Genomic DNA, 23,779 nt, shown 5'->3' on the forward strand with positions numbered 1-23,779 from the left:
GATACGCGTTGACGGACGTCCATAATAAGTCGAGTAGTCCGTTCGGACGTGGCGTATTAGGACGAATATAGGGAATATAAGTTGTATGAAACGGCGGTTTCGGTTCCGATTATTGAACGGGCGTTCGTCGTTCGAGCGCGTCGGCCGCCGCATCGATTTCGTCGGGGCAGTTGCAGTTGCGCACCGCGCGCGCGTCAGCATCGACCGAAGCGATATCGAGGCGGGCAACGGCATCGACTAGTCGTTTCGAACCGCAGGCAAGCGTCGTCTCGCAGGCTTCGCGAGCGGGGGCGACGCGATAGGCGGCCCCGAGTGGCTGGGGTTGCCCCTCGACATCGACCAGCGCCGCGTCGGCGTCATCGAGCGTATCAGCCAACGCGCGTGCGGTCGCACGGTCGAAGAAGGGCATGTCACAGGCGACGACGATGGCCCGGTCGGCCGCAGTCAGGCGGAACGCCGTCAGCAGGCCCGCCAGCGGCCCCCGGTCGGGCACGGGGTCGACCGCGAACCGGGGGTTCAGACCGCCGAGGGCCTCCCGGAGCGCCGGCCGCTGGTCCTCCCGGCAGTTCACCACGAGTTCCTCGCCGGGTAAGCCGGCGACGACACGTCGGCACATCGGCTGGCCGCCGAGTTCGACCAGCGCCTTGTCGCCGTCCGGATAGCGCCGCGAGCGACCGCCCGCAAGCAGGACGACGGCAGGGTCAGCCATCGGCTCGTTCCACCTCGGTTCCGGACCAGATGAGAGAGGAGTGGGCGAATCCGGCGGTCGCCAGCGGGAGCGTCCACCATCTCGTCATCGAGGTCACGCGATTGCCTCCGCTTCGGCGCGCTTCTCGCGGTCCTCGTCGACGAGCAGTCGGACGGCACACTGCTTGAAGTTCGGTTCGCCGGTCGGGTCCCGCTGTTTCGTCGTCAGTTCGTTGGTTCGCGGGTGGTGGATGGGCAGCCAGACGACGCCCTCGGGGACCGCCGCATCGGGTTCGACGACGGCCGGAATCGACCCGCGACGCGATTCGACGTGGACCGTCTCGCCGGCCTCAGCCGGCGCGGTATCGGGATGGACCCGAACCGTCACCGCTTCGGGGGCGGTCGACCGCGACCGGATGCCGGTGTTGTAGCCGTCGGCCTCGCGTGCGGTCGTCAGCGTCAGCGGGTACGCCTCGGAAACGGGTTCGGCGAGGCCCTCGAAGCCGGCCGTCGAAAAGCGTGCCTTCCCGGACGGCGTCGGGAACGACCAGTCGGCGGCGCTCGCGTCCTCGCCCTCGTAGTAGCGGTAGCTCCCGCGGCTTTCCGCGTCCGGCGCGGGCCACCGGACGGCGTGTTCGGCGTCGAGTCGCTCGTAACTGATGCCCGAGCAGTCGGCGACGGTGCCACGGGTGAGCGCGGCGAACTCCTCGAAGACGGCGGCGGGGTCGGACGACTCGATGAGCCCCGGTTCCAGCGCGTTGGCGACCGTCGCGATGAGTTCGAGGTCGGTCTTGACCCCCGACGGTGGGTCGGTCACCCGGCGGACCCGAGAGATTGTCCGCTCCATGTTCGTCGTCGTGCCGTCGCTTTCGCCCCACGTCGCCGCGGGCAGGACGACGTCGGCCAGTTCGGTCGTTTCGGTGTGGAAGGCGTCCTGCACGACGAGGAAGGCGTCGTCGAGGGCCTCCCGAACGGCCGTCGCGTCGGGCATCCCCGCCGCGGGATTGGTGGCGACGGCGTAGATGGCCTCGACTTCCTCACCAACTGACTCGAACATACCGACCGGGCCGGGACCGGGGTCGTCCGGCAGGCGCTCGACGGGGACGCCCCACGCGCTCGCGACGTCGCGACGTGCGTTCGGGTCGTCGAAGTCCCGGTGGCCGGGCCAGGTGCCCTTCGAGGAGCAGACCCGGGTTCCCATCGAGTTGGCCTGCCCGGTCAGCGAGAAGGGGCCGCTTCCGGGGCCCATGTTCCCCGAGGCGAGACAGAGGTCGACCAGCGCACTGGCGGTGTCGGTACCCTGAACGTGCTGGTTGATGCCCATGCCCCAGTAGAGGAGCGTCGGTGCGTCGAGCGCCGCACAGAGTCGGTCGAGGTCGGCCACGTCGACGCCGGCTTCGCGGGCGGCCGTCTCGGGTGTCGGCAGCGACTGGCGGAGTTCGTCGAAGCCCTCTGTGTGGGCCTCGACGAACGCCTCGTCGATGCCGTCGCGTTCGACCAGTCGCGCGAGGACCCCGCGGGCCAACGCGAGGTCGGTCCCGGGATCGGGAGCGATGTGGTCGTCGGCCGCGCCCGCCGTCTTCGTCTCGACGGGGTCGACGACGATGAGTTCGCTGTCGTCCTCCTGGGCCGAACCGTGTATCCATCGGAAGAGCACGGGGTGGGCGACGGCGGGATTGGCGCCCCAGACGAGATGGGTTTCGGCGTCGGGGACGTCGTCGTAGGTCGGCGGCGGCGCGTCGCTGCCGAAGGCGTCGTAGTAGGCGGCGACCGCGCTCGCCATACAGAGCGTGGTGTTGGCGTCGTAGTTGCGGGTGCCGATGGCGCCGCGGGCGAGTTTCCCGAGCGCGTAGGCCGCCTCGTTGGTCTGTTGGCCGCTGCCGAGGACGGCAACGCTGTCGGGGTCTTGGGCCGCCTGCTCGCGAAGCCCGGTGACGGCCTCACCCAGCGCGATGTCCCACGTCGTCGGGACGAGTTCGTCGCCGCGGCGGACCATCGGGCGGGTGAGCCACTCGCCGTCGGGGTCGGTGCTCTCTCTGAGTCCCCGACCGCAAGCCAGTCCCTCGTTGGTCGGGTGGGCGGGGTCGCCGCGGGCGACGTCGACGCCGACGCCGAGGTCAACACCCTGATGCACGTGGCCACAGCCGACCGCACACCGCATACACGTCGTCGGCACGGGGTCAGTCACGGACGCCCCTCCCCACTGGGCGTGTGCCCCGCGAACGGCGAGTGTTCGTCCGTTTTTCGCCCCCAAACTGCACAGACGTCTCCAAATAAATCGTATCTAGCGTCGAACGACGTCTCTGTCATCGGATAAGGAAACAGACCGCCATCACTAAACCATACTCGTTGCCGAACACCCAGTATCTCGCCCCGAAGGCGCGTGTTTGCCTGATTTATGTGTGAGTATTACGACTTAATATCCGTTTAGCGGAAATATCCGGACGGATGTTTGGACGGACGTACGCAAGTGGCCGAGGAGACGCCGGATAACCATACGACCCCCTATCAGACGGTATGGGCCTCGTAGAAACGAACGAGGGGCCGGCCGGGCCCCTCCGGAGGAACCGTTGGATGCCAGCCGAACGGTCGTGTCGTCCTGAGCGATCGATACAGCCAGCCGCGGTTGCCCGCGACAACCGGTGATACGACATCCATCCTAAATACGCTGATTAGTGCGGCAATATCTAGAACTAGACCGAGTATTCAAGCATGAATATCTAATTCTGTCCCGATACCTTTCGATTTTATCCAGTTTCTAGGCTCACAGCAGCGAGAGGTCCCTTCCACAGGGAGACGGTAACGCCTTTCGGGCGGGCAATCCAACGGCAGTGTATGAATCACGAAGCCTCGCGTTCGCTGTACGGCCGGGCGCTGTCGGTTATGCCGGGCGGTGTCAACTCGTCGGTGCGGGCCGCCCCGCAGCCGTATCCCCTCTTCGTCGAGCGCGGCGACGGCGGCCACGTCATCGACGCCGACGGCAACCGCTACATCGACTGGGTGCAGGGACTCGGGCCGCTCCTTCTGGGCCACGATATGCCCGAACCCGTCCAGTCGGCCGTCCAGTCGCGGGCCGCCGAGGGGCCGATGTACGGCATGCCCTCGGAGATCGAGGTCGAACACGCCGAGTTCGTCTGCCGGCACGTCCCCGGCGTCGAGATGATTCGCTTCGTCAACAGCGGCACCGAAGCGACCGTCTCCGCGTGCCGCCTCGCCCGAGGAGTAACCGAACGGAACAAAATAGTCGTCATGCAGGGCGGCTACCACGGCGCCCAGGAGACGACCCTCGTCGAAGGCGACGCCGACCACCCCAAGCCCTCGACGTCGGGAATCCCACAGTCGTTCGCCAAGCACACCCTGCCGATTCCGTTCAACGACACCGAGGCCGCCCGCGAGGTTTTCGCGGAACACGGCGACGATATCGCCGCCGTCCTCGTCGAACCCGTGCAGGCCAACATGGGCATCGTCTACCCCGAAGACGGCTACCACGAGACGCTGCGGGAGTTGACCGACGACCACGGCGCCTTGCTCATCTTCGACGAGGTCATCACCGGGTTCCGGGTCGGCGGCCTCCAGTGTGCGCAGGGCAAGTTCGATATCGACCCCGACATCACGACGTTCGGCAAGATCATCGGCGGCGGCTACCCCGTCGGCGCCATCGGCGGCAAGACCGAATACATCGAACAGTTCACGCCCGCGGGCGACGTCTTCCAGGCCGGCACCTTCTCCGGCCATCCCGTGACGATGGCCGCCGGGCTGGAGACCCTGAAATACTGCGCCGAAAACGACGTCTACGAGCACGTCAACGAACTCGGCCGGCAACTCCGGGAGGGCCTGTCGGATATCGTCGCCGACCAGGCGCCCGAGTACACCGTCGTCGGCACCGACTCCATATTCAAGGTCGTCTTCACCCGCGGCGAGGACGGCCCGCAGGACGAGTGTTGCGCCAACGGCTGTCGACAGGACCACTCCTGTAGCCGGTACGGGTCGTGTCCGAAGCGGGGCACCGACGTCAAAGGCGCCGAAACCGAACGGTACGCACGGCTGTTCCGCCCGCAGATGTTAGAGGAAGGGGTGCTGGTCTCCCAGAACCAGTTCGAGTCCAACTTCGTCTCCTACGGCCACACCGAGGAAGACGTCGAGGAGACGCTGGAAGCCTACAAGTCCGCGCTGTAGACGCGTCAGGCCTCAGCGCCGTAGGTCTCGTCGAGGTACTCGACGATGTCGTCGGATTCGGGCATCCCCTCGATGCCGTGTTCCTCGTCGACGATGACGGGCACGCCCGTCTGACCGCTTACTTCTTCGACTTCGTCGCGTTCGCTGTGTGCGCTCGGGACCTCGATGCTGTCGTATTCGAGGCCGAGTTCGTCGAGTTTGTCGATGACCTTCGCGCAGTACGGACAACCGGGCAGTTCGTAGAGGGTGATGTTCGCCATCACCGTCGAATAGACGACCATCGGTTAAAGGGCCGACGGTGGTGTGTCGGCCGGCGACCAGACCGCGAAAACCGTGGGCCAGGACTGCCGAAATCGACCCGAGGTTACGGAAGCCGACGCTGGACACCGCGGCGAAGTCGCTTGCGGTTGACGACGAGTTCGCTGAGGCCCCACCCGACGGCGACCAGCAGGCCGATAACCGCCGAGAGGAAGGCCCACGAGCCGACGCCGACCGGGCGGAACCACGGTTCGACGTGGGCGTACGTCGAGGCGAGCGACCGGAACTGCGCCTCAAAGGGCGTGTAGGACCCGAGGTCGTTGATGGCGTTGGCGACCTGATAGCGGGAGGCCGGCCCCGTATCGCCGCCGCCGGAGACGGTGTAGGACCCCGTCGTTCCGAAATCGGCCATCGCGGGGCCGTGGCTGTCGTCGGTCCCGCGTTCGGCGTTGTACGGCGCCCACGCGGCGTAGAACTCCCAGACGACTTCGCCCTCCGGCGTGATTTCGACCACGCGGTGGTTGAGCGTGTCCGTCACCAGCGTGTTGCCGTTCGGGAGCCGGTCGGCGTCTCGCGGCCAGTTGAATCCCTCGACGGACCACACGAGGTTCCAGTCGCACTCCGAGGGCGGCGTTCCGGCGCCGAGGCGTGGGTCGGCGTCGCCGCAGTCGCGTTCGTATTCGACGACGCGGTCGTTTTCGCTGTCGGCGACGATGAGGACGGGCGTGCCGTCCTCCCGTTCGATGTAGTCGGGGTTGTGCTGCTCGTAGAGGGTGCCGTGGTCGCCGTCCTCGCCGAGGCGCATGACGATAGCATCCGTTTCGCGGTCGATGACGATGACCTGGTCGAAGTTCCGGGGCGAGGTGAGGATGTAGCGGTCGTCCTCGCCGATGGTATCGAGGTCGTTGACGTGGGTCCAGTCGGCGTTGAACCCGCCGTCGGTGCTGTTGGGGTAGTGTTCGTGGAAGACCCACTCCCACTCGGTTTCGTTCGTCTCGGTGTTCTCGATATAGAGGCGGTCACGGCTGACCTCTCCGTCGTACTCGCGCATGTTGGCGACGAGGATGCGGTTCTCCGAGAGGCGGTCGACGTTGTGGGTGTCCATGTCGCCGGGCAACCGATGGCTCCAGACCGCCTCCCGAGTCTCGGGGTCGAACTCGAAGACGACGGTCCCCCCGCGGTACGTCGAGGTGACGAAGAGGTTACCGTTCTTCTGGAGGTCGATTTCGTAAAACCAGTCGGCGCCGACGTCGTCGCCCTCGAAATGCCACTTCAGGCTCGCGTTCCCGTCGGCGGCCACGAGACGGGCGGGCTTTTTGGCCGCGCCGTAGCCGGCGAGGTGAAAGCCCTGTACGCTGACGTAGGTCGTGTTGTCTGCGGGGGCTTCGACCTCGCCGGGGCCGAGTTCCAGCGTGTCGGAGTCGGCATACGAGACGGCCGCCGGAAGGAGCAGCGCGACGACAAGCAGGGCGAGGCCCGCGCGAAGCAGGGTACGACGAGGGTAGTCGGCCGGACGCGGGCGCTCCATACCCTCTCTGGGAGCAGAGCGATAGGAATGTGTTACGGTTCAGCAAGGAAAGAACGGACGTAGAAAACGGGGACGGGTCGGGTTAGAACGACAGTTGGCCGGCCTGCGCGCTGAAGTAGACGACGAAGTAGAGGACGAAGACGGCCGCAAGCGTCCACTGGCCGAGCGAGACGTCCTCGCGCTCGCCGACGGCAGCCTTGACGAGCGGGTAACTCATGATACCGGCCGCGAGCCCGTTGGCGATGGAGGTCGTCAGCGGCATGACGGTGATGGTAAGGCCCGCGGAGACGGCCCACGCGGGGTCCTGCCAGTCGATGTCGGCGACACCCTGCAGCATGATAATCCCGACGACGACCAGCGCGATGTAGGTCGCGTACTGCGGAATCGCCGACACGAGCGGGACGACGAGCAGGGAGGCCGAGAAGAGTAGCCCGACGACCAGAGCGGTAAACCCGGTCCGGCCGCCCTCCTCGAGGCCCGTCGCGGATTCGATGTAGGTGGTGACCGTCGAGGTTCCCATGACGGCGCCGGCGGTCGTCCCGATGGCGTCGGCCATCAGCGGCTTGTCCATCTCGGGGAGGTTGCCGTCCTCATCGAGGAAGCCGCCAATCTGGGAGACGCCGATGAGCGTGCCCGCGGTGTCGAAGAAGTCGACGAAGAAGAAGGTGAAGACGACCAGCGCGAAGGTAAGCGGGTCCTGTGTGATGAGGCCGAGACCCTCGATGAAGCCGTATACCAGCGGCGTGAAGTCGTACTGGACGCCGAACAGCAGCGCGCCGATGCCCCCGGATTCGACCTGACTGACCGTGCCAGGTTCGAGGACGCCGCGCTCGACGACGCCGGCCAGCGTGAGGGCGTAGCCCGTGATGGCCGTCGTCAGGATACCGATGACGATAGAGCCCTTCACGTCACGCGCGTACAGCAGCAGCGTGAGCGCGAGGCCGAGCAGCGACAGGGCTGCCGGGGGACTCTGGAGGACGTTGCCCAGCGTCACGAGCGTGTCCGGATGGTTGACGACGATACCCATGTTCTGGAGGCCGAGGAACAGGAGGAAGATACCGATACCGGCCCCGACCGCGAACTTGACTGGTTCGGGGAAGAGTTCGATGACGTAGGTCCGCGCGCCGACCGCCGTGAGCGCGATGAAGATGAGGCCTTCGACGAAGACGGCCGCGAGAGCGACCTGCCACGGGACGCCCAGCGTGAGGACGACGGTGAAGGTGAAGAAGGCGTTCAGCCCCATTCCGGGCGCCAGCCCGAAGGGTCGCTTGGCGTAGAAAGCCATCACGAAGATGGCGATGGCGGACGCCAGAATCGTGACGACCGTCAGCATCTCGACGACCTGGAAGTAGTCGTAGGTAGCGCCGTTGATAGTCGTCGTCGGGATGCTGTCACCCTCCGGGAAGCCGCCGACGATGGCCGGCGCGAGGATACCCGGATTGACGACGATGATGTAAGCCATCGCGAGGAACGTGGTCACGCCCGCGAGGCTCTCGGTTCGGAAGTCGGTGTCGTGCTCGTCGAACTCGAAGTAGTCCGCGAGCGATTCAGTAAGACCCATAATTCACGTTCGGGCATACCACAGGACGTGGACTTAAGAGTTGTCGTCTAAATTTTCAATTAAATATACACATATATGCAACACCGCGCCGCGGCGGTGGGGACTGACCGTTCAGTCCAGTTCGATGAGCGCGCCGACGGGGGCGTCGGTGTGGCGCTTTGCGCGGTCGATGCCCTCGTCGCCGACGGCGATAAGCGCGAAGACGCCGGCGACCTCCGCGTCGGCGGATTTGGCGATATCCAGCAGGAGTTCCTGTGTCTCGCCGGACCGGATGAGGTCGTCGACCACGAGGACGGATTCGCCGGACTCGATGGCGTTGGCGGGGAGGTAATAGTCGATTTCGATGCCCGAGGAGAGCCGCTGGCGGGCCTCGATGAACTCCTCGACGGCCGTCTCGCGGGACTTCTTGGCGTAGGCACACCGGGCGCCGAAATACCGGGCCATCGCCGCGGCCAGCGTGATGCCGTCCGTCGCGGCGGTCAGTACGGCATCGGGCGGTTCGATGTCGAGTTTCTCCGCGGCGACCGGCGGGACTAGCGAGAGCAGCGACTGGTCGAAGACGACACGCGAGTTGTCGACGTAGCCCTCGTCGTCGACGGCGATGCGGGCGTCGAGTTCCTCGGCGAGCAGCGTCTCGCCGACGCCTTCGACGACGTCGCGGGCGCGGGCCTCGCTTGGCAGGACGTGCCCGTTGACGTAGCGATTGAGGTCGCCGGCCGGCAGACCCGTCTCCGCGGCGAGCTCCTCGTAGGTGCGCGTCTCCTTGAGCGTCCGCAACACGTCGACGGCACGCAACTGGAGGGCTGCCTTCTCCGAACGGTTCATAAATAGAGGCCAACCCCCGCACGTGTATGAATACTTCGGTGTGTAATTCCGAGAAGATAGACAGATGAATGGATAGAACCGACGAACGACCGCGGACGAACGTTACTGTCGGTCCGCGTCGGCCAGCAACTCGGAGGCGGTCACCAGCGACTCCAGTTCGATGTCGTGTTCCGCGAGGTTCTCGCGGGCGCCCTCCTCGCGGTCGACGACGACCATCACGCGGTCGACGACGGCGCCGGCATCCCGCAGGGCCTCGACGGCGTCGATGGCGCTTTGGCCCGTCGTGGCGATGTCCTCGATGACGATGACCTCCTCGCCGTCCTCGAATTCGCCCTCGATCTGATTTCCGGTGCCGTATTCTTTGGCCTTCTTGCGGACGATGACGTAGGGGTTGCCCGTCTCGACGGCCGTCGCGGCGACGAGCGGGACGGCGCCCAGTGCGACGCCGGCGAGTTTGGTGTCGCCAGCGCCGAGGTCGTCGAGTCGCTCGGCGAAGGCCTCGGCGATGCGTTCCAGACAGTCCGGGTTCGTCTCGAAGACGTACTTGTCGACGTAGTACTCCGAGGTGCCGCCGTGGGAGAGTTCGAACTCCCCGAACTTGACCGCGTCCGCGTCGCGGAGCGCGTCGATGAGTTGCTGGTCGGCCATACTGGGAACTGGCGGCACCGGGTAAAAAGCGGCGTGGAATTGGGCGGGCGGAGAACCTCCGAGGGTGCTACTCAAGGAACAGCCGGATATCATCTCCGAGTTCGTCACTCGTTCCTTCGGGCACCTCGGCGAACCAGCCGATGTCCTGAACCTCCGTATGACCGAGCGTTGGCTCCGAGGCGACTGGACGCCCGTCCACGGGCGATGCGCGAAGGATTACGTTGTACATGCTGAACTGCCGCGCGTCGTCACCATCCGACCGAAACTCGATGTGACGGACCCGCTCCGGGCAATCGAGACTAATCGAGATTCCCGTCAGATTTTCGAGGGCCTGCCGGGCGGTCACCGCCGCATCCTCGGCTGATTCGAGCGGGAAGGCGGCCAACGTCCATCCATGAGACCCGTCGTTCACCAGCAGGACCTCCCCCGAATCGTTCGTGACACCGACCACGATATGGCTATCTACGTTCTCGCGAGTGGCATCGAACTCCTCTCGGTCGACGACGTGTGTTTCCTCGTGGAATGAGACATCAGCGCGGTCACGTAACTGCTCAGGGTCGTGGAGGGACTTCACACAACACCCTCGCGCCGCCAGACTGTAAAACCGTCTAAGGCCACGATGGGACCGGTCTTATAATAAGCGTCCGCGCGAGCGAAGCGAGCGCGGTTCCCGGCGCCGACCGCAGGGAGGCGCCGTAGTGCCCGACGACTACCGCGGCGCCGTCAGGCGCCGCGACTGGAGGAGGGCGCGCATACTTTCACCACGTTTTTGCCGAGAACCGGGGTCGCGCCCCTTCGCGGGCGCGACCCGCGTTCTCGTGCAAAAAGTGGTTTCAGAAGGAAACGTTCGTCTCCATCCCGTCGGTGGCGTCCTGCAGGCCGTCTTCCTTCATGTCGGTCGTCAGGCGGGCGGTCAGGTCGGCGTCGGCGACGACGTCCTCGAACTCGCTGCGGAAGCGCTCGCTGACGCTACGTGCTTCCTCACGTGCGCGGAGAACGCGTCGATAGCGGCGGACGGTATCCGGAGCGACGTCGAGTTCCGCGGCGATATCGCCCGTCGAGGCGTCCTCGCCGAGCAGGTTCCGGAGGTCGGCGAGGTCGAAGGGGGCGTCGGCGTCGCGGTCGCGAATCAGATGGAGGTCGAGGCGAGCGCGGAAGACGGTATCCGGAGCGACGCCGAGTTCCTCGGCGATGGCCGTGTCGGAATCCCCACCGTAAAACCCCTCGACGACGGTGACGAGGTCGTCGTCGGAAAGCGAGGTGTCGAAGCCGAATTCCTCGCGCATACGAGCGACGATATCGCCGAGACGGCCGTCGTCGGAGCCGTCATCGGCAATGGAGCCACGGGGGTTTTCCTGTTGCTCCGTTACGGTCTCCGCGTCCGTAACGTCGACGAACAACTCCCGAAGCTCCTCGGTTTTTTCGTCCATAGTGGAACGAAACGTATGTCGTTCCCATATAAAACCCTTCGCCGAGTTTGTCGTCAACCGACACTACCAAGGTAGTTGACTGAAACAGGTTGGGTATGAGTCAGACCTCGACCGCCGACGTCGACCTCGTCGGCGAGGAGATAGCGGTGAACATCGCACAGTCGGCCGTGTTTGCGGCCCTCATCGGTGCGTTCGCGTACGTGGCGATTCCGTATCCCCTCTCGCCGGCGCCGGTAACGCTGCAGGTACTCGGCGTCTTCCTCGCGGGACTCCTTTTGGGGCCGACGTGGGGGGCCGCCTCGATGGTGCTGTATCTGGCCGCCGGCGCCCTCGGCGCGCCGGTTTTCGCACAGGGGACGGCCGGCCTCGGGGAACTCCTCGGGCCGACCGGCGGGTACCTGTTCTCTTATCCCGTCGCGGCGGCCGCCGTCGGCTATATCGCCCACGGGGGCCTGGAGTTCCGTTCGCTCGCTGAGAGTTCCATCCCACGGATGGTCGCCGGGATGGCCGCCGGCACGCTCGTCATCTACGGGTTCGGTGTCCCCTTCATGTGGTGGAACCTCGACATGACGGTCCAGACGGCGATTATTAGCGGCGCCGTCGTCTTCGTTCCCGCCGAGGCGGCCAAGATGGCCGCCGCCGTCGGTCTCGTCCGCAGTAACGCGATTCGCGCCGAATGATTGCCGCCGAGGACCTGACGCATCGCTACGGCGAAACCGCCGCCCTCGACGGCGTCTCCCTTGCCATCGACGACGGCGAGTTCGTCGTCATCGCGGGCGCGAACGGCTCCGGCAAGACGACGCTGGTGCGGCATTTCAACGGCCTGCTATCGCCCGACGAGGGTGAGGTCCGTGTCGACGGCGAGTCCGTCGAGGACAATCCCGTCCTCGCTCGGACGACCGTCGGGATGGTGTTTCAGAACCCCCGCGACTGCTTCGTCGCCGCGACGGTCGGCGAGGACGTCGCCTTCGGTCCCGAGAACCTCGGCCTACCGCGGGAGGAAATCGAATCACGCGTCGCGACCGCGCTCGAAGCGGTCGATATGGCCGACCAGCGGGCGGCCCGCATCGACCAACTCTCCGGTGGCGAACAGGCCCGCGTCGCCATCGCCGGCGCCCTGGCGATGGACCCCGACCATCTCGTCCTCGACGAACCCTTTACGGGACTGGACTGGCCGGCCCAGAAGGCAGTCCTCGAACGCCTCGACGAACTCGCTGCGGCCGGAACCAGCATCGTCGTCGTTACCCACGGCCTGCGTGACCTGCTGGAACGGGCCGACCGCGTCGTCGCGCTCTCGGCGGGCCGAATCGCCTTCGACGAACCGCCGGAGCAGGCGCGTGACCGTCTCGCGGATGCCGATATTCGACCGTGCTGACCTACGAACCCGGCGCCTCACTGGCCCACCGGCTCGACCCGCGGTCGAAACTGGCGGTACAGGTGACCTTCGCCATCGCCGCGTTCGTCTACACGACGCCGCGAGGGTTGGCGGTGCTGACGGTGCTTACGCTCGGTCTGCTGGGTGTGGCTCGAACCGCACCCCATCGCGTCCTCTGGGAGTATCGGTTCGTCTTCCCGTTCCTGCTGGCGGCCCCGCTGCTTGACAGCGTGACGTGGGGGGCCCCGTGGTTCCTCGTCGAGAACGCCATCGCACCCGCACTTGCCGGCTACCGCGTCCTGCTGGTACTGCTCGTCGCGGCGGCCTACGTCCGGACGACGCCAGTCCGGGAGTCGCGGGCGGCAGTTCAGTGGGCCGTCCCGGGCAAGCCCGGACAGTTCCTCGGGATGGGCGTCTCCTTCGTCTTCCGGTTTCTGCCCGTCCTCCGGGCCGACCTCGGGCGGATTCGTGACGCCCACCGCGCCCGTCTCGGCACGGAACGCTCCTTTTCGGAACGGGCCCGAAACATCGTCATCGCGGCGTTCAATCGCGCGTTCGACCGGGCCGATACGTTCGCGCTCGCGCTACAAGCCCGGTGTTTCTCGTGGAACCCGACGCTTCCGGAACTCCGATTCGGTCGGTGGGATGGACCGGCGTTGCTTCTGGCAGCGGCGCTGCTCGTCGTTGCCGTCGTGCCGCTCGTACCGATATAAATAGACGAGAACCCTAGCCGAGGCGGGCGATGAGTTCGCTCCCCTCGACGTAGGGGAAACCGTGCCGGTCGGCGTAGGTGCGGGCCGCGGCAGGCGAGAGCGCGCCGCCGGACTCGTCGTCCATCATCTCACAGACGACGACGGCGGGTTCGGTGTCGGCCGCTTCCGCGAGGACGAGGCCGAGTTCGGTGTGTCCCTCCCGGTCGCCGAGCAGGTCCGGCGCGGCACGGAGGAGGTGGACGTGGCCCGGCGCGCGGAACTGCTGGGCGAAGGCCTCCGCGTCGGGAGCGATGGCGTCCTCGGCGGCGTCGCCGGCGATTTCGCTCGCGCGGCGGACGCTCGCGGCGGCCTCGCCGAGTTTCGAGATGGTGAGCGCACGGTCCTCGTCGGTGATTCCGGTGAACGTGTCGCGGTGGTTGACCGTCAGCGAGAACGACGAGCGCTCGTCGTAGCCGAGTTCATGGGAAGCACCGGCCGGGTGGTCGATGACCTCCTGCACGAAGGGCAACTCCCAGCGCTCGCAGACGTCGTCGGCCAGCGCGACACAGATGAGGCCGCCCGCGTCGTTGCGCATCCGGGCGACGGCGTCCGAATCGACGGCCGCGGCGGGGTAGACGAGGTCGACCTCGCCCTCGCGGTCGGCGGCGTCGTGGACGAGGACGGGTCGGCCGGCGGCGAAGGCCGCGATGGCGTCGTCGACGCCGCGTTTCGGCTGGGTGGTATTACTGCTCTGAGACATGGATGGTGACGTGGTCGTCGTCTTCGAGGTCTAGTTCCTCGCGGAGTTTGTCCGGGGCGATGATTTCGAGTTGGTCCTCGCCGTGGTGGGTCCGTTCCGGCGCGATGACGTGGGCCTGCTCGTAGCGGCGGCCGTCCGCCGTTTCGATGGTGGCGGGCCAACAGAAGGCGGGCCCGTAGGTGCGTTCGTCGTCCTCCCAGCCGTCGATACCGACGGGGTCCAGAGCGTCCATCCGAGCGCGGGCGCGGACGCTGTCGTCGTCGAGGTCGACGTTGAGCGTGCCCTCGAACGGTTCGTAGTCGAGGCGCTCGCGGAACTGCTCCATGTAACCGGGCAGGGAGATGTAGTGGCGACCCTCGCCCATGCCGCTGGTGACGATACCGGTGAGTTCGACGTCGGCGTCGCCCTCGAAGAGGCGGCGATAGTCGGCGTATTCACGCTGGAGGGCGCGTTCGCCGGCCTCCGTGACGGCGACCCGCTGGCCATCGCCGGCCATCTCGCGTTCGAGGAGGTCGGCGTCTTCGAGTCGCTGGAGGCGGCGGGAAGCGGTCTGGTTCGAGGCGTCGAGTCGGTCGGCGAGTGTCGCACACGTCACCGTGACCCGACCCTCGAGCGCGCCATCGAGGGCGACGAGTTTCAGCGTCGCCAACTCGTCGTGTCCGACGCGCTCGGTTGACTGTGACATAGCCGTGGCTACGAGGTTCCCTCGCATAAGTATAACGAATGTGGAAATCGTTCCAGAACTGAGAAAGGTAGCGGCGAGCCGACAGCAGTACCCGTGTTTGGTAACTCGCCACATAAGAAAGCGTCGTTTCTGGCGACATCGACCGACTCGGTATCCGTCGGCCCTCCTGAAACGGGGTGAAATCCCGAAAGCGGTTTTTTCCGGTCCGGCGATGAGTCGTCCATGGACGAATTCGGGCGGACCCGTTCGGGCTATGAATCCGCCTCCGAGGCGTACGTCGAAAAGTACCTCTCGGAGTCGATTGCCGCACGCTTCGGTGAGGCGTTTCTCGATGCTGTCGACGGTCCCCAACTGCTGGATATCGGATGCGGTCCGGGCGCCGATATCGAGACGTTCGCCGCCGACGGCTTCGACGTAACCGGCCTCGATATCACGCGACCGTTCCTCCGGGAAGCCGACGACCGCCTTCCCGAGTCCGCGCTCGTGCAGGGCGATATGCGACGACTCCCGTTCGATGCGGCGGCGTTCGACGGCGTCTGGGCCAGCGCGTCCTTCCATCACGTCCCTCGCCGGGCGGCTACGGCGACGCTCCGGGAGTTCCGACGAGTCCTGCGGTCAGACGGTGTCGCCTACATCTCCGTGAAACGAGAGGGCTACCAGAAACCGGCCGACCAGGACCGGCATTTCGAATATTATCGGCCCGACGGCTTCCGGTCGCTGATAGGGGAGGGTGGACTCCGCGCTGTCGAGTTCCGTACCGGGGAAAACTGGCTTTCGGCGCTCGCAAAACCGGATGCCTCGCCGTAGCCGGGCGTGAAACTATCGGCTACTCCTCGGCCGTCCGACGCCGCTGCATCCCGAGGCCGACCCACTCGATGACCGGGTCGTCGTCCTGATTGAACCCGGTCGTCCGCATCCGGACGTGGCCCATCGCCGGATTGCTCTCTGAGGGGCGCTTGTCGATGATTTCGACCTCGACGCGGAGCGTATCGCCGGGATGGACCGGCTGTTTCCACCGCAGTTCGTCGACGCCGCGGGCCCCCATCGACGTCTCTTCCTCGAGGAAGTCATCCACCAGCAGGCGCATACACATCGACGCGGTGTGCCATCCGGAGGCCGCCAGCGAGCCGAAAATCGACTCTTCGGCCGCCTCCTCGTCGAGGTGGAACGGCTGAGGGTCGTACTTCTCTGCGAACTCCGTTATCTCCTCTTCGGTCACCTCATAGCGACCGTCGAGTTCGTACACGTCGCCGACCTCGATATCTTCGAAATAGCGTGCCATCGATGGAGTCTCGACGCCCGGCGATAAAAAGCCGCCCGCCCCGGAAACCCGCACACGGTACCCCCGGCACGGAGTTTATATCGACACACTCCCTACCCGGGGGTAGTGAGTACGCGAACGAGCGCCCTCGACTCCATCATCTTCGGGGTCGACATCCAGAGCGGCGATATTCGGGGGGATTCGCCCTCCTACGCCCTCGTTACCTTCGACGGTGAGTCCATCGAGCGCGACGTGGTCTCCCACCGGAAACTCCGCCGGCGCATCGACGACGAGGGGCCCGCCATCGTCGCGACGGACAACACCTACGAACTCGCCGAGGACAAGGCCGGTCTCGTCGGCTTCCTCCGCGAGTTGCCGACCGAGACCAAACTCGTCCAGGTGACCGGCGACGAGCGCCCGGAACCCCTCTCGCGGGTCGCCTCCCGGCACGGCGTCCCCTACGGCAAAAAGCCGATGCAGGAAGCCGAGGCCGCCGCCCGGCTTGCGGCCCACAACGTCGGCTACGAGGTGTCGGCCTTTACCAACACCACCGAAATCAAGGTCGCCAGAGGGCGCTCGACCGGCGGCGGTGGCGGCTGGAGCGAGGACCGCTTTACCCGCCGCATCCACGGGTCGGTCAAGACGACCGCCCGCGACGTCGAGTCGAAACTCGACGAGGCCGCCCTCGACTACGAGAAGGACGTCACCGAGAAGTACGGCGGCTACTCCCGGGCCATCTTCGAGGTCGAAGCCAAGCCCTCCGAGATACCCGTTTCCGCCCGTCGCTCCGGCGATACGCGCATCGAAATCGAGCGAGAACGACGCGACGGCATCGAATACCGCCCGCTGGCCCAGCGACAGGACCACGTCGTCGTCGGCATCGACCCCGGGACGACGACCGCGGTCGCGCTGCTGGACTTGGACGGCCAGACCCTCGACGTCTGGTCGAGTCGGACCAGCGACACCGCCGAGGTCATCGAGTGGATTATCGAACACGGCCGGCCGGTCGTCGTCGCTGCCGACGTCGAACCGATGCCCGAAACCGTCGAGAAGATACGCCGGAGTTTCGATGCGGCCGGCTGGATTCCCGAACGCGACCTGCCGGTCGACGAGAAACTCCACCGCACGCGCGATGAGAGCTACGACAACGACCACCAGCGGGACGCGCTTGCCGCCGCGCTCTTCGCCTTCGACGGCCACGAGGACCAGTTCGAGCGCATCACCGCGAAAACGCCGCCGCAGTTCGACCGCGGGGAAGTCATCGACCGCGTCGTCGCCGGCGAGGAAAGCGTCGAAACGGTCCTCGAGGACCTCTCGGAGGACGGCGAGTCCGACGAGGAGACGACCGAACACGACCCCCGCGAGTTGACCGACGACGAGAAGGAAATCAAGCGCTTGCAGGCCCGTATCGACCGCCTCGAGGACCACGTCGAGGACCTCAAGGACACCATCGCGAGCAAGGACGACCGCATCGACGAGCTCGAATCCGAACTCTCCGAGGCCAAACGCGAGGAGCGCAAGGAGGCTCGCGAGCGCCGCGAGGTCACCCGCCTCGAACGGGAAAACGAGCGGCTCAAGCGCGAACTCGCCGAGGCCGAGCAGGCCAACGAGGAACTCGACGGCAAACTCGAACGCCTCAAGGAACTGTGGAAAATCGACCACTCGAACTTCGCCGAGGTTTCGGAGGCCAAGGAGGGCCTCGTTCCCGTCAAGCCCATCGCGCAGTTCACCAAGGACGCCATCGAGACGGCCGACGAGGAATACGGCATCGCGTCCGGCGACGTGGTCTACCTCCGGGATGCCAGCGGCGCCGGTCGGGCGACTGCCGAACTGCTCGCCGAGCGGACTCCCCGCGTCGTCCTCCGTGACGGCGGCCTCTCCGAGCAGGCCGACGAGGTGCTCTTCGACCACGAGATTCCGGTCGGCCCCGCCGACGACGTCGACATCCAAGAAATCGACGAACTCGCCGTCGCCGAGGAGGGCGACATCGAGGCCGTCATCGACGACTGGGAGGCCCGCGCCGAGGAGCGCCGCAAGGAGGAGAAATCCGAGCAGCTCGACCAGCTCATCAGCGAACACCGCGCTCGCGACCCGGAGCACGGCTGAGGCGAGGGGGGCTGACGGCCAGCAGTCTTTTTAAATAGACGTTACTCACTTCGGGTATGCTACCGCTACAGGCAGGACCGGGACCGCTTGCTGGTGTGCTGGGCCTTCTCGGGACGCTCATCGTCTTGGTCATCGCCTTCCTCGTCGGTCGGTGGGTCTACCGGGACGCGCAGGGCAGGGGTATGAACGCGATGCTGTGGGGCCTCGGTACCGGCATCGCGATATTCGTCGGCCTTATTCCGGGAATCGTCGTCTTCGCCATCTACTACGTCCTGCGAGACTGATATTTTATAAGGAGGGACGCAGAATCCGGTAACGATGCTTGCCCTCCAGCTCGGTATTCCCGGTGGTCCAGAACTGCTGTTACTCGGCCTGCTGTTCCTCATCCTGCCGTTCGTGTTCGCGTACTACGTCTACACGGACGCGGAGGAACGCGGCGAGGAAAACGCCGCCCTGTGGGCAGTCGTGGCCGGCGTGGTGAGTTTCATCGCCTCGCCGTTCGCGGGACTGCTGGTCGTAATCGTCTACATCTGGCAGCGTGACGAAAAGGAAACCGGGGTGTAACCATGTTCCCGCTTCAACTCGGCGTGCCGGGCGGCCCGGAGTTGCTCGTCATCCTGCTCATCGTCCTGATTCCGATAGCCATCGGCTACGCCATGTACCAGTACGCGGCTTCACGCGGTGACGAGAACGCAGCGCTGTGGGCAGTCGTCGCTGCCGTCGCGAGTCTGGTCGCGACGCCCATCGCCTCACTCGTCGTCTTCGTCGTCTACATCTGGCAGCGCGATTAGGTCAGGTCGGAAAAGCCCATTCCCATTTCCTTGAGGAACTGGCCGAACAGTCCGAAAATGACGAGCACGGCCCCCGAGCCGATGGCGAGCGCGCCGAGGCCCTCACGGAGACTCTTCCGGCCGAATACGACGACGCCGACGGCGACCAACAGGAGGCCGACGGTTCCGGTATCTCCGACCGACTTCCGTACGAGTTCGATGTCCATACCTTGGGGTTTCCCGACCGTATTCTAAAAAGGCGCGGTCGGCAGTTGCTACGCGAAGGGAAACAGGCACCCAAAAAGCATCCGCGAGCGCCCGGAGGGCGCGAGTGGTTCTCCGCGCGACCGGAGGGAGCGCGGGACCAAGGGCCGACCGTAGGGAGGCCCGCAGTGTCTTTTTCATCGAAGTTTTTGCCGGCGAGCCGAAGGCTCGCCGTGCAAAAAGTTCGCTAGAATTCGTCGCAGACCGGAATCCCGATGGTGTCGAAATCGCCCATCGAGGCGATGGTCTCGGGGACCTCATCGAGCGAGACGGTCTTCGAGACGATTTTGCCGGGGCTGATTTTGCCCTGCTCCATCATCGAGAAGATTTCCTCGTACTCGTGGGGCGGCATGCCGAAGGAGCCGATGAACTCCCGTTCGTCCATGACGATGTTGTCGACGGGCAGGGAGACCTCGCCTTCCTCCTCGCTGGTGGTGAGACCGATCTGGAGGTTCTGACCGCCCTTCCCGAGAGAGTTGACGGAGTTGCGGCAGGTCTCGGCGACGCCGAGGGCGTCGACGCTGACCTCGACCCCGCGGCTGCTCGGGGTGTGACCCTTGACGGCCTGCGGGACGTCCTGAACGTCCTTGACGTTGACCGTCTCGTCGGCGCCGAGTTCCTCGGCCTTGCGGAGTTTGTCGTCGTCGAGGTCGACGGCGATGACGTTGGCGCCGAGGGCGTCGGCGATGTGGACCGCCGAGAGGCCGACGCCGCCACAGCCGTGGACGGCGACCCAGTCGCCGGCGGTGACATCGACGCGGTGGACGAGGCCGTGGAAGGCCGTTGCGAACCGACAGCCGAGGCCCGCGACCTCGACGGGGTCGACGCCGTCGGGGAGTTTGATGACGTTGTGGTCGGCGTTGCGGACGGGGAACTCCTCGGCGAAGGCGCCGGGCTGGAAGGAGACGAAGCCGAGCGGGACGACTCGTTCACAGATGTTCGCGCGGCCCTGTTTGCAGTAGCGGCAGGTGCCGTCGCTGAGGTTGAAGGGGACGCAGACGCGGTCGCCAACGCTGAAGTTCTCGACGTCCTCGCCGACTTCCTTGACCGTGCCGACGGGTTCGTGGCCGAAGATGAGGCCGGGCGTGGGCATGACGCCGACCCAGTCCCAGTCGCCCTGCCAGGCGTGCCAGTCCGAGCGGCAGACGCCGCAGGCCTCGGTTTCGACGACGATGCCGTCCGCGTCCGGTTCGGGGCGGTCGACCTCCTCGACTTCCATCATCTCGCCGGCTTCCTGGAAGACGACCGCTCGCATGCTGTCCGAATCTTGCTCCGTGTCGGCTTTGCTCATGACGCGCGTACACTACCTCGCCACCGGTTTAACCCTTGTCACCGCCTATTAATGCCCCGCGGTTGGCAGGCCCCGGGGTTATGTAGCGAATTCCCGCTGGCCGAACAACCAGATATATTTACCGGTAACCGATGCCGTTCGGACACCCGTTGTGAGTCGCGCGCGGAGTCGGGCGGGCCGCACGGCGGCGTTTCGACCCGTAATAAAGGGTTAAAGGGCTGCCTATCCAACCCTCGGGTATGAGCGACAACGAGGGGCGTAAGAACCTCCGGATGCCTGACGACGACGAGGTATTCGCTGTCGTCACGAACATGCTCGGTGCGAACCGGGTCAAAGTCCGCTGTATGGACGGGACGGAACGAACCGCCCGGATTCCGGGCCGGATGCAGAAACGCGTCTGGATTCGTGAGGACGACGTGGTCCTCGTCGAGCCGTGGGACTGGCAAGACGAGAAGGCCGACATCACCTGGCGCTACGAGAAGCAGGAGGCCGACCAACTCCGCGAGGAAGGCCACATTCAGGACAGCGTCTAGTTCTCCCGACCGGTGGGGCTTTCCGTCCCGCGCGTCTACCTATTATATAATGAGCGAGGAGTACGGCCTGCTTGAACCGGACGAGGAGGGCGCCCCCGGCGACGAGTGGGAGGAAATCGACGTCGCCGACACGGAGGCCGACCGAATCGCCCGCAAGCAGGACCGCGAGTTCCTCGAATTCCGCAAGCGCATCAAGAACACCGAGCAGTTCAAAGTCGAGGCGTCGGTCTTCGACGACGCCACGCTCGGTGCCCTGTATAAGCTCGTACAGGACGGCTACATCGACGCCTTCGGCGGCCCCATCTCGACCGGCAAGGAAGCCAACGTCTACACCGCCCTCGCACCGGACGGCGAGGTGGCGGTCAAGGTCTACCGCATCAACGCCTCCGATTTCAAGCAGATGCGGGAGTATCTGGAAGGCGACCCCCGTTTCGAGGGCATCGGCTCCGACAAGAAGAAGGTCGTCGTCGCGTGGACCAAAAAGGAGTACGCGAACCTCATGCGCGCACGCAAGGCGGGCGTTCGCGTGCCCGAACCCCTCGCCGTCGAGCGGAACGTGCTGGTGATGGAGTACCTCGGCGGCGAGACCCAGCGTGCCCAGCGGCTCAACGAGGTCCACGTCGAGAACCCCCAGACCGCCTACGAGGTCGTCCGGGAGTACACCAGGCGACTCTATGCGGCCGGGCTCATCCACGGCGACCTCTCGGAGTACAACATCGTCGTCACCGAGGGCGAACTCTGCTTTCTCGATTTGGGTCAGGCCATCACGGTCCACCACCCGAACTCCCGGGAGTACCTCGAACGGGACTGTCACAACGTCGCCGCCTTCTTCCGCCGGCAGGGACTGGAGGTCAGCGACCAGGACCTCCTCGACTACGTGACCGAGGCCGACCCGACGCCGAACGAGGACCTCGACGAACCTCAGTCGTAGGCGTGGGCCTGTAGCGTCTCCAACTCGACGGTATCCAGTACGGCCTCGTTCGTCGCTTCGAGGATGACCGGCGGGACCGTCGTCTCGGGGATGTGTCGCCGCCGGACGGCCTCAAGCGTCTCGACCCACCGTGGAACGCAGAGACACCAGCAGTCGCCGGGTTCCAGCCCCGGGAAGTCCAGTTCGGGCCGCGGCGTCACGAGGTCGTTGCCCTGCTGTTTGCTGAACTGCAGGAAGTCCTCGGTCATCATCGCACAGAGTTCGTGCCGGCCGTGGTCGGCGTCGTGACACGAGCAATGGCCGTCGCGTTCGAAGCCGGTCGTGGGGTCGGTGCTACACGGCTGGAGCGGTTCGCCGAGGACGTTCTTTTCGGGCATATCGAGGCGACGGCCGCCGGCCTCAAAAGCCCCGGCGCCTCCGGGGTGCTGAGGCCCGCCCGAGGCTTCTTTTCGGAGCGCACAGAATCCCCGAACATGAACGTCGGCATCATCTCCGATACCCACGACAACGTGCCCGCGATTCAGGATGCGATGGATATCTTCGAGGACCGCGGCGTCGAGACGGTCGTCCACTGTGGCGACTTCGTCGCACCGCCGGCCGTCCGCCATCTGGAACGGGAGGGCATCGACGTTCACGCCGTCCGCGGGAACAACGACGGCGAGCGGGAGGGGCTCGTGTCCGCATTCGAGAACCTGCAGGGCGGCGAGTTGCACGGCCGCTTTGCCGAACTCGAACTCGGCGGCCGCGAGTTCGCCGTCCTCCACGGCGAGGACAAGCCGCTCATCGAGGCGCTGGCGGATTCCGACGAGTACGACTACGTCCTCCACGGCCACTGGCACGTCCGCGAACACCGGGACGCCGACGGGACGACGGTCATCAACCCCGGTGGCCACTTCCCGACGATTCCGGAAGAACACCGGACGGTCGCCATCGTCGAGACCGACAGCGACACCGTCGAGTTCGTCGACGTCGAGGAGTCGGTATGAGCGCCGACGTGCGACCCGCCACCGACGACGACGTCGAGGCGATTCAGGACGTGGCGTGGGACGCGTGGTACGCCGCCTACGGAGGGTTTCTGTCGCCGTCGACCATCGAGAGCGGCCTCACCGAGTACTACGACGAGGAGTTGCTGGCAGCGGCAGTCGACCACGACGACATCGCCTTCTACGTCGCCGAACGCGACGGCGAGGTGGTCGGCTTCGCCAGCGCCGAACAGACGTGGGCCGACGAAGTCGAGTTACACACCATCTACGTCGACCCCGACTACTGGGGCGAGGGAATCGGACCGGAACTCTTCGAGGAAATCGAGGCGTGGGCCGACGAGCAGGGCGTCGACCGCATCGCGTGTGCCGTCTTTTCGGACAACACCGTCGGGACCCAGTTCTTCGAATCCCTCGGCTTCGAGGAGGGAACCGAGGCAAGCGGCGAGGTGGCGGGGGAACTCCACCCAGAATACGAGTTCGAGTACGAGCTATAGGTCGAACTCGTCTTCGACGTAGATGCCGACGATGCCGCCGAGCGCCGAGAGGCCGACCGTGTAGATGGCGACGAAAAATAGGAAGACGGCGAGGAGCGGGACCAATCGGACGGCGCCCGGCGCGATGAGGATGACGGCGGCGAGCATGCCGAAGAGGACGAAGGGAATCAGCGCGATGACGCCGGCAATCGTGCCGACGACGAGGCCGTCTCGCTGGTCGCCGCCTTCGAGATAACCGGCGACTGCGCCGCCGAGAATCGGCGAGAGCGGGATGAAGGAAAGGACGACCGCGACGACGCCGCCGATGACGCCGTTCAATATCGTGTTGGGCGCGCGCTCGTCGGCATCGGTGGAGGGGGTTTCGGGCGGGGTTGTATCCGGGCGTGACATGGTGCTCCAAAGGCGTGGCTGCCTCATATACGCACCGCAGCAGCGCTACGGATCATTGTAGTCTTTTACCGGGGAGCGCCGAACCGAATCGGACACTCGCCGGTAAATCGTTACAATGGTCCGTAGAAAGC

General features: G+C 65.6%; 29 protein-coding genes. 13 read left to right on the forward strand and 16 right to left on the reverse strand.

The features are described from left to right. Nucleotides 1-109: 109 nt before the first annotated feature. A complete protein-coding gene (locus tag HWV23_RS06490) occupies nt 110-709 on the reverse strand; it encodes a molybdenum cofactor guanylyltransferase (protein WP_178289611.1) in 600 nt (199 codons plus the stop codon). Nucleotides 710-802: 93 nt separating this feature from the next. Continuing rightward, a complete protein-coding gene (gene nasA, locus HWV23_RS06495; protein WP_281362694.1) occupies nt 803-2,875 on the reverse strand; it encodes an assimilatory nitrate reductase NasA in 2,073 nt (690 codons plus the stop codon). A gap of 647 nt (nt 2,876-3,522) precedes the next feature. Between nasA and hemL the strand changes: the two genes are divergently transcribed. After that, on the forward strand, nt 3,523-4,863 hold the full coding sequence (hemL, locus tag HWV23_RS06500; protein WP_178289612.1) for a glutamate-1-semialdehyde 2,1-aminomutase: 1,341 nt from the start codon (nt 3,523-3,525) through the stop codon (nt 4,861-4,863). Between the two features lie 5 nt (nt 4,864-4,868). On the opposite strand, the gene HWV23_RS06505 is transcribed toward hemL, so the two are convergent. The 7 genes from HWV23_RS06505 to HWV23_RS06535 all read right to left on the reverse strand — a co-directional run bounded on the left by HWV23_RS06505 (nt 4,869) and on the right by HWV23_RS06535 (nt 11,113). Further along, complete coding sequence (locus HWV23_RS06505; RefSeq protein WP_178289613.1) at nt 4,869-5,123, reverse strand: glutaredoxin family protein; 255 nt, start codon at nt 5,121-5,123, stop codon at nt 4,869-4,871. A 104-nt stretch (nt 5,124-5,227) separates the two neighbouring features. Beyond that, nucleotides 5,228-6,649, reverse strand: coding sequence for an aryl-sulfate sulfotransferase (locus tag HWV23_RS06510; protein ID WP_178289614.1), 1,422 nt, complete (start codon nt 6,647-6,649; stop codon nt 5,228-5,230). 82 nt (nt 6,650-6,731) lie between these two features. Beyond that, nucleotides 6,732-8,210, reverse strand: coding sequence for an NCS2 family permease (locus tag HWV23_RS06515; RefSeq protein WP_178289615.1), 1,479 nt, complete (start codon nt 8,208-8,210; stop codon nt 6,732-6,734). 111 nt (nt 8,211-8,321) lie between these two features. After that, nucleotides 8,322-9,035, reverse strand: a complete 714-nt coding sequence (locus HWV23_RS06520; RefSeq protein WP_178289616.1) for a phosphoribosyltransferase family protein — start codon at nt 9,033-9,035, stop codon at nt 8,322-8,324. Between the two features lie 102 nt (nt 9,036-9,137). Next, the gene (gene pyrE / locus HWV23_RS06525) at nt 9,138-9,683 is read right to left on the reverse strand and encodes an orotate phosphoribosyltransferase (RefSeq protein WP_178289617.1); all 546 of its coding nucleotides are present in this window, start codon (nt 9,681-9,683) and stop codon (nt 9,138-9,140) included. Nucleotides 9,684-9,750: 67 nt separating this feature from the next. Then, entirely contained in the window at nt 9,751-10,257 is a 507-nt protein-coding gene (locus HWV23_RS06530) for an NUDIX hydrolase (protein WP_178289618.1), read from the reverse strand. 259 nt (nt 10,258-10,516) lie between these two features. Continuing rightward, on the reverse strand, nt 10,517-11,113 hold the full coding sequence (locus HWV23_RS06535) for a conditioned medium-induced protein 4 (RefSeq protein WP_178289619.1): 597 nt from the start codon (nt 11,111-11,113) through the stop codon (nt 10,517-10,519). A 95-nt stretch (nt 11,114-11,208) separates the two neighbouring features. On the opposite strand from HWV23_RS06535, the gene HWV23_RS06540 reads away from it, so the two are divergent. From HWV23_RS06540 to HWV23_RS06550, 3 genes are read left to right on the forward strand one after another with little or no spacing between them, the layout of a single operon-like run. Next, on the forward strand, nt 11,209-11,793 hold the full coding sequence (locus tag HWV23_RS06540) for a biotin transporter BioY (protein ID WP_178289620.1): 585 nt from the start codon (nt 11,209-11,211) through the stop codon (nt 11,791-11,793). Next, nucleotides 11,790-12,488: an energy-coupling factor ABC transporter ATP-binding protein gene (locus HWV23_RS06545; protein ID WP_178289621.1), complete on the forward strand. Its 699-nt coding sequence runs from the start codon at nt 11,790-11,792 to the stop codon at nt 12,486-12,488. Before HWV23_RS06540 ends, HWV23_RS06545 begins: the two co-directional genes overlap by 4 nt. Continuing rightward, on the forward strand, nt 12,482-13,201 hold the full coding sequence (locus HWV23_RS06550; protein WP_178289622.1) for an energy-coupling factor transporter transmembrane component T family protein: 720 nt from the start codon (nt 12,482-12,484) through the stop codon (nt 13,199-13,201). Before HWV23_RS06545 ends, HWV23_RS06550 begins: the two co-directional genes overlap by 7 nt. A 13-nt stretch (nt 13,202-13,214) precedes the next feature. Here the strand turns inward: HWV23_RS06550 and ribB are convergent, their stop codons facing one another. After that, on the reverse strand, nt 13,215-13,940 hold the full coding sequence (gene ribB / locus HWV23_RS06555; protein WP_178289623.1) for a 3,4-dihydroxy-2-butanone-4-phosphate synthase: 726 nt from the start codon (nt 13,938-13,940) through the stop codon (nt 13,215-13,217). Next, entirely contained in the window at nt 13,924-14,625 is a 702-nt protein-coding gene (locus HWV23_RS06560; protein WP_178289624.1) for a DUF120 domain-containing protein, read from the reverse strand. The genes ribB and HWV23_RS06560 overlap by 17 nt, the downstream gene beginning before the upstream one ends. A 222-nt stretch (nt 14,626-14,847) precedes the next feature. Here HWV23_RS06560 and HWV23_RS06565 point away from each other — a divergent pair, with 222 nt between their 5' ends. Next, the gene (locus HWV23_RS06565; RefSeq protein ID WP_178289625.1) at nt 14,848-15,432 is read left to right on the forward strand and encodes a class I SAM-dependent methyltransferase; all 585 of its coding nucleotides are present in this window, start codon (nt 14,848-14,850) and stop codon (nt 15,430-15,432) included. Nucleotides 15,433-15,451: 19 nt separating this feature from the next. Here the strand turns inward: HWV23_RS06565 and HWV23_RS06570 are convergent, their stop codons facing one another. Beyond that, nucleotides 15,452-15,907, reverse strand: a complete 456-nt coding sequence (locus HWV23_RS06570) for a MaoC family dehydratase (RefSeq protein WP_178289626.1) — start codon at nt 15,905-15,907, stop codon at nt 15,452-15,454. A 105-nt stretch (nt 15,908-16,012) separates the two neighbouring features. Between HWV23_RS06570 and HWV23_RS06575 the strand changes: the two genes are divergently transcribed. From HWV23_RS06575 to HWV23_RS06590, 4 genes are read left to right on the forward strand one after another with little or no spacing between them, the layout of a single operon-like run. Beyond that, complete coding sequence (locus HWV23_RS06575) at nt 16,013-17,992, forward strand: DUF460 domain-containing protein (RefSeq protein WP_178289627.1); 1,980 nt, start codon at nt 16,013-16,015, stop codon at nt 17,990-17,992. A gap of 56 nt (nt 17,993-18,048) precedes the next feature. Continuing rightward, entirely contained in the window at nt 18,049-18,276 is a 228-nt protein-coding gene (locus HWV23_RS06580; protein WP_178289628.1) for a hypothetical protein, read from the forward strand. Nucleotides 18,277-18,310: 34 nt separating this feature from the next. Continuing rightward, entirely contained in the window at nt 18,311-18,556 is a 246-nt protein-coding gene (locus HWV23_RS06585) for a hypothetical protein (protein ID WP_178289629.1), read from the forward strand. Nucleotides 18,557-18,558: 2 nt separating this feature from the next. Further along, nucleotides 18,559-18,783 carry a hypothetical protein gene (locus tag HWV23_RS06590; RefSeq protein WP_178288259.1) on the forward strand — a complete coding sequence of 75 codons (225 nt, stop codon included), beginning with the start codon at nt 18,559-18,561 and terminating at the stop codon, nt 18,781-18,783. On the opposite strand, the gene HWV23_RS06595 is transcribed toward HWV23_RS06590, so the two are convergent. Together HWV23_RS06595 and HWV23_RS06600 are read right to left on the reverse strand one after the other, a co-directional pair. After that, on the reverse strand, nt 18,780-18,989 hold the full coding sequence (locus HWV23_RS06595) for a hypothetical protein (protein WP_178289630.1): 210 nt from the start codon (nt 18,987-18,989) through the stop codon (nt 18,780-18,782). The two genes, HWV23_RS06590 and HWV23_RS06595, sit on opposite strands and share 4 nt — an antisense overlap. Before the next feature lie 224 nt (nt 18,990-19,213). Next, nucleotides 19,214-20,281, reverse strand: coding sequence for a zinc-dependent alcohol dehydrogenase family protein (locus HWV23_RS06600; protein WP_178291616.1), 1,068 nt, complete (start codon nt 20,279-20,281; stop codon nt 19,214-19,216). Between the two features lie 275 nt (nt 20,282-20,556). On the opposite strand from HWV23_RS06600, the gene eif1A reads away from it, so the two are divergent. Both eif1A and rio1 read left to right on the forward strand, forming a co-directional pair. Next, nucleotides 20,557-20,850, forward strand: a complete 294-nt coding sequence (gene eif1A / locus HWV23_RS06605; RefSeq protein ID WP_178289631.1) for a translation initiation factor eIF-1A — start codon at nt 20,557-20,559, stop codon at nt 20,848-20,850. A 49-nt stretch (nt 20,851-20,899) separates the two neighbouring features. Continuing rightward, on the forward strand, nt 20,900-21,781 hold the full coding sequence (gene rio1, locus HWV23_RS06610) for a serine/threonine-protein kinase Rio1 (protein ID WP_178289632.1): 882 nt from the start codon (nt 20,900-20,902) through the stop codon (nt 21,779-21,781). Here the strand turns inward: rio1 and HWV23_RS06615 are convergent. Next, nucleotides 21,772-22,158 (reverse strand): DUF2237 family protein, encoded by a 387-nt coding sequence (locus HWV23_RS06615; RefSeq protein ID WP_178289633.1) that lies wholly within the window; start codon nt 22,156-22,158, stop codon nt 21,772-21,774. The two genes, rio1 and HWV23_RS06615, sit on opposite strands and share 10 nt — an antisense overlap. Nucleotides 22,159-22,254: 96 nt before the next feature. On the opposite strand from HWV23_RS06615, the gene HWV23_RS06620 reads away from it, so the two are divergent. Together HWV23_RS06620 and HWV23_RS06625 are read left to right on the forward strand one after the other, a co-directional pair. Further along, on the forward strand, nt 22,255-22,767 hold the full coding sequence (locus tag HWV23_RS06620) for a metallophosphoesterase (RefSeq protein ID WP_178289634.1): 513 nt from the start codon (nt 22,255-22,257) through the stop codon (nt 22,765-22,767). Beyond that, nucleotides 22,764-23,258 carry a GNAT family N-acetyltransferase gene (locus HWV23_RS06625; protein WP_178289635.1) on the forward strand — a complete coding sequence of 165 codons (495 nt, stop codon included), beginning with the start codon at nt 22,764-22,766 and terminating at the stop codon, nt 23,256-23,258. The genes HWV23_RS06620 and HWV23_RS06625 overlap by 4 nt, the downstream gene beginning before the upstream one ends. Here the strand turns inward: HWV23_RS06625 and HWV23_RS06630 are convergent. Further along, nucleotides 23,253-23,648 (reverse strand): DUF5518 domain-containing protein, encoded by a 396-nt coding sequence (locus HWV23_RS06630; protein ID WP_178289636.1) that lies wholly within the window; start codon nt 23,646-23,648, stop codon nt 23,253-23,255. The genes HWV23_RS06625 and HWV23_RS06630 overlap by 6 nt on opposite strands. Nucleotides 23,649-23,779 lie beyond the last annotated feature (131 nt).

This window comes from Natronomonas halophila (assembly GCF_013391085.1).
Taxonomy (GTDB): domain Archaea; phylum Halobacteriota; class Halobacteria; order Halobacteriales; family Haloarculaceae; genus Natronomonas; species Natronomonas halophila.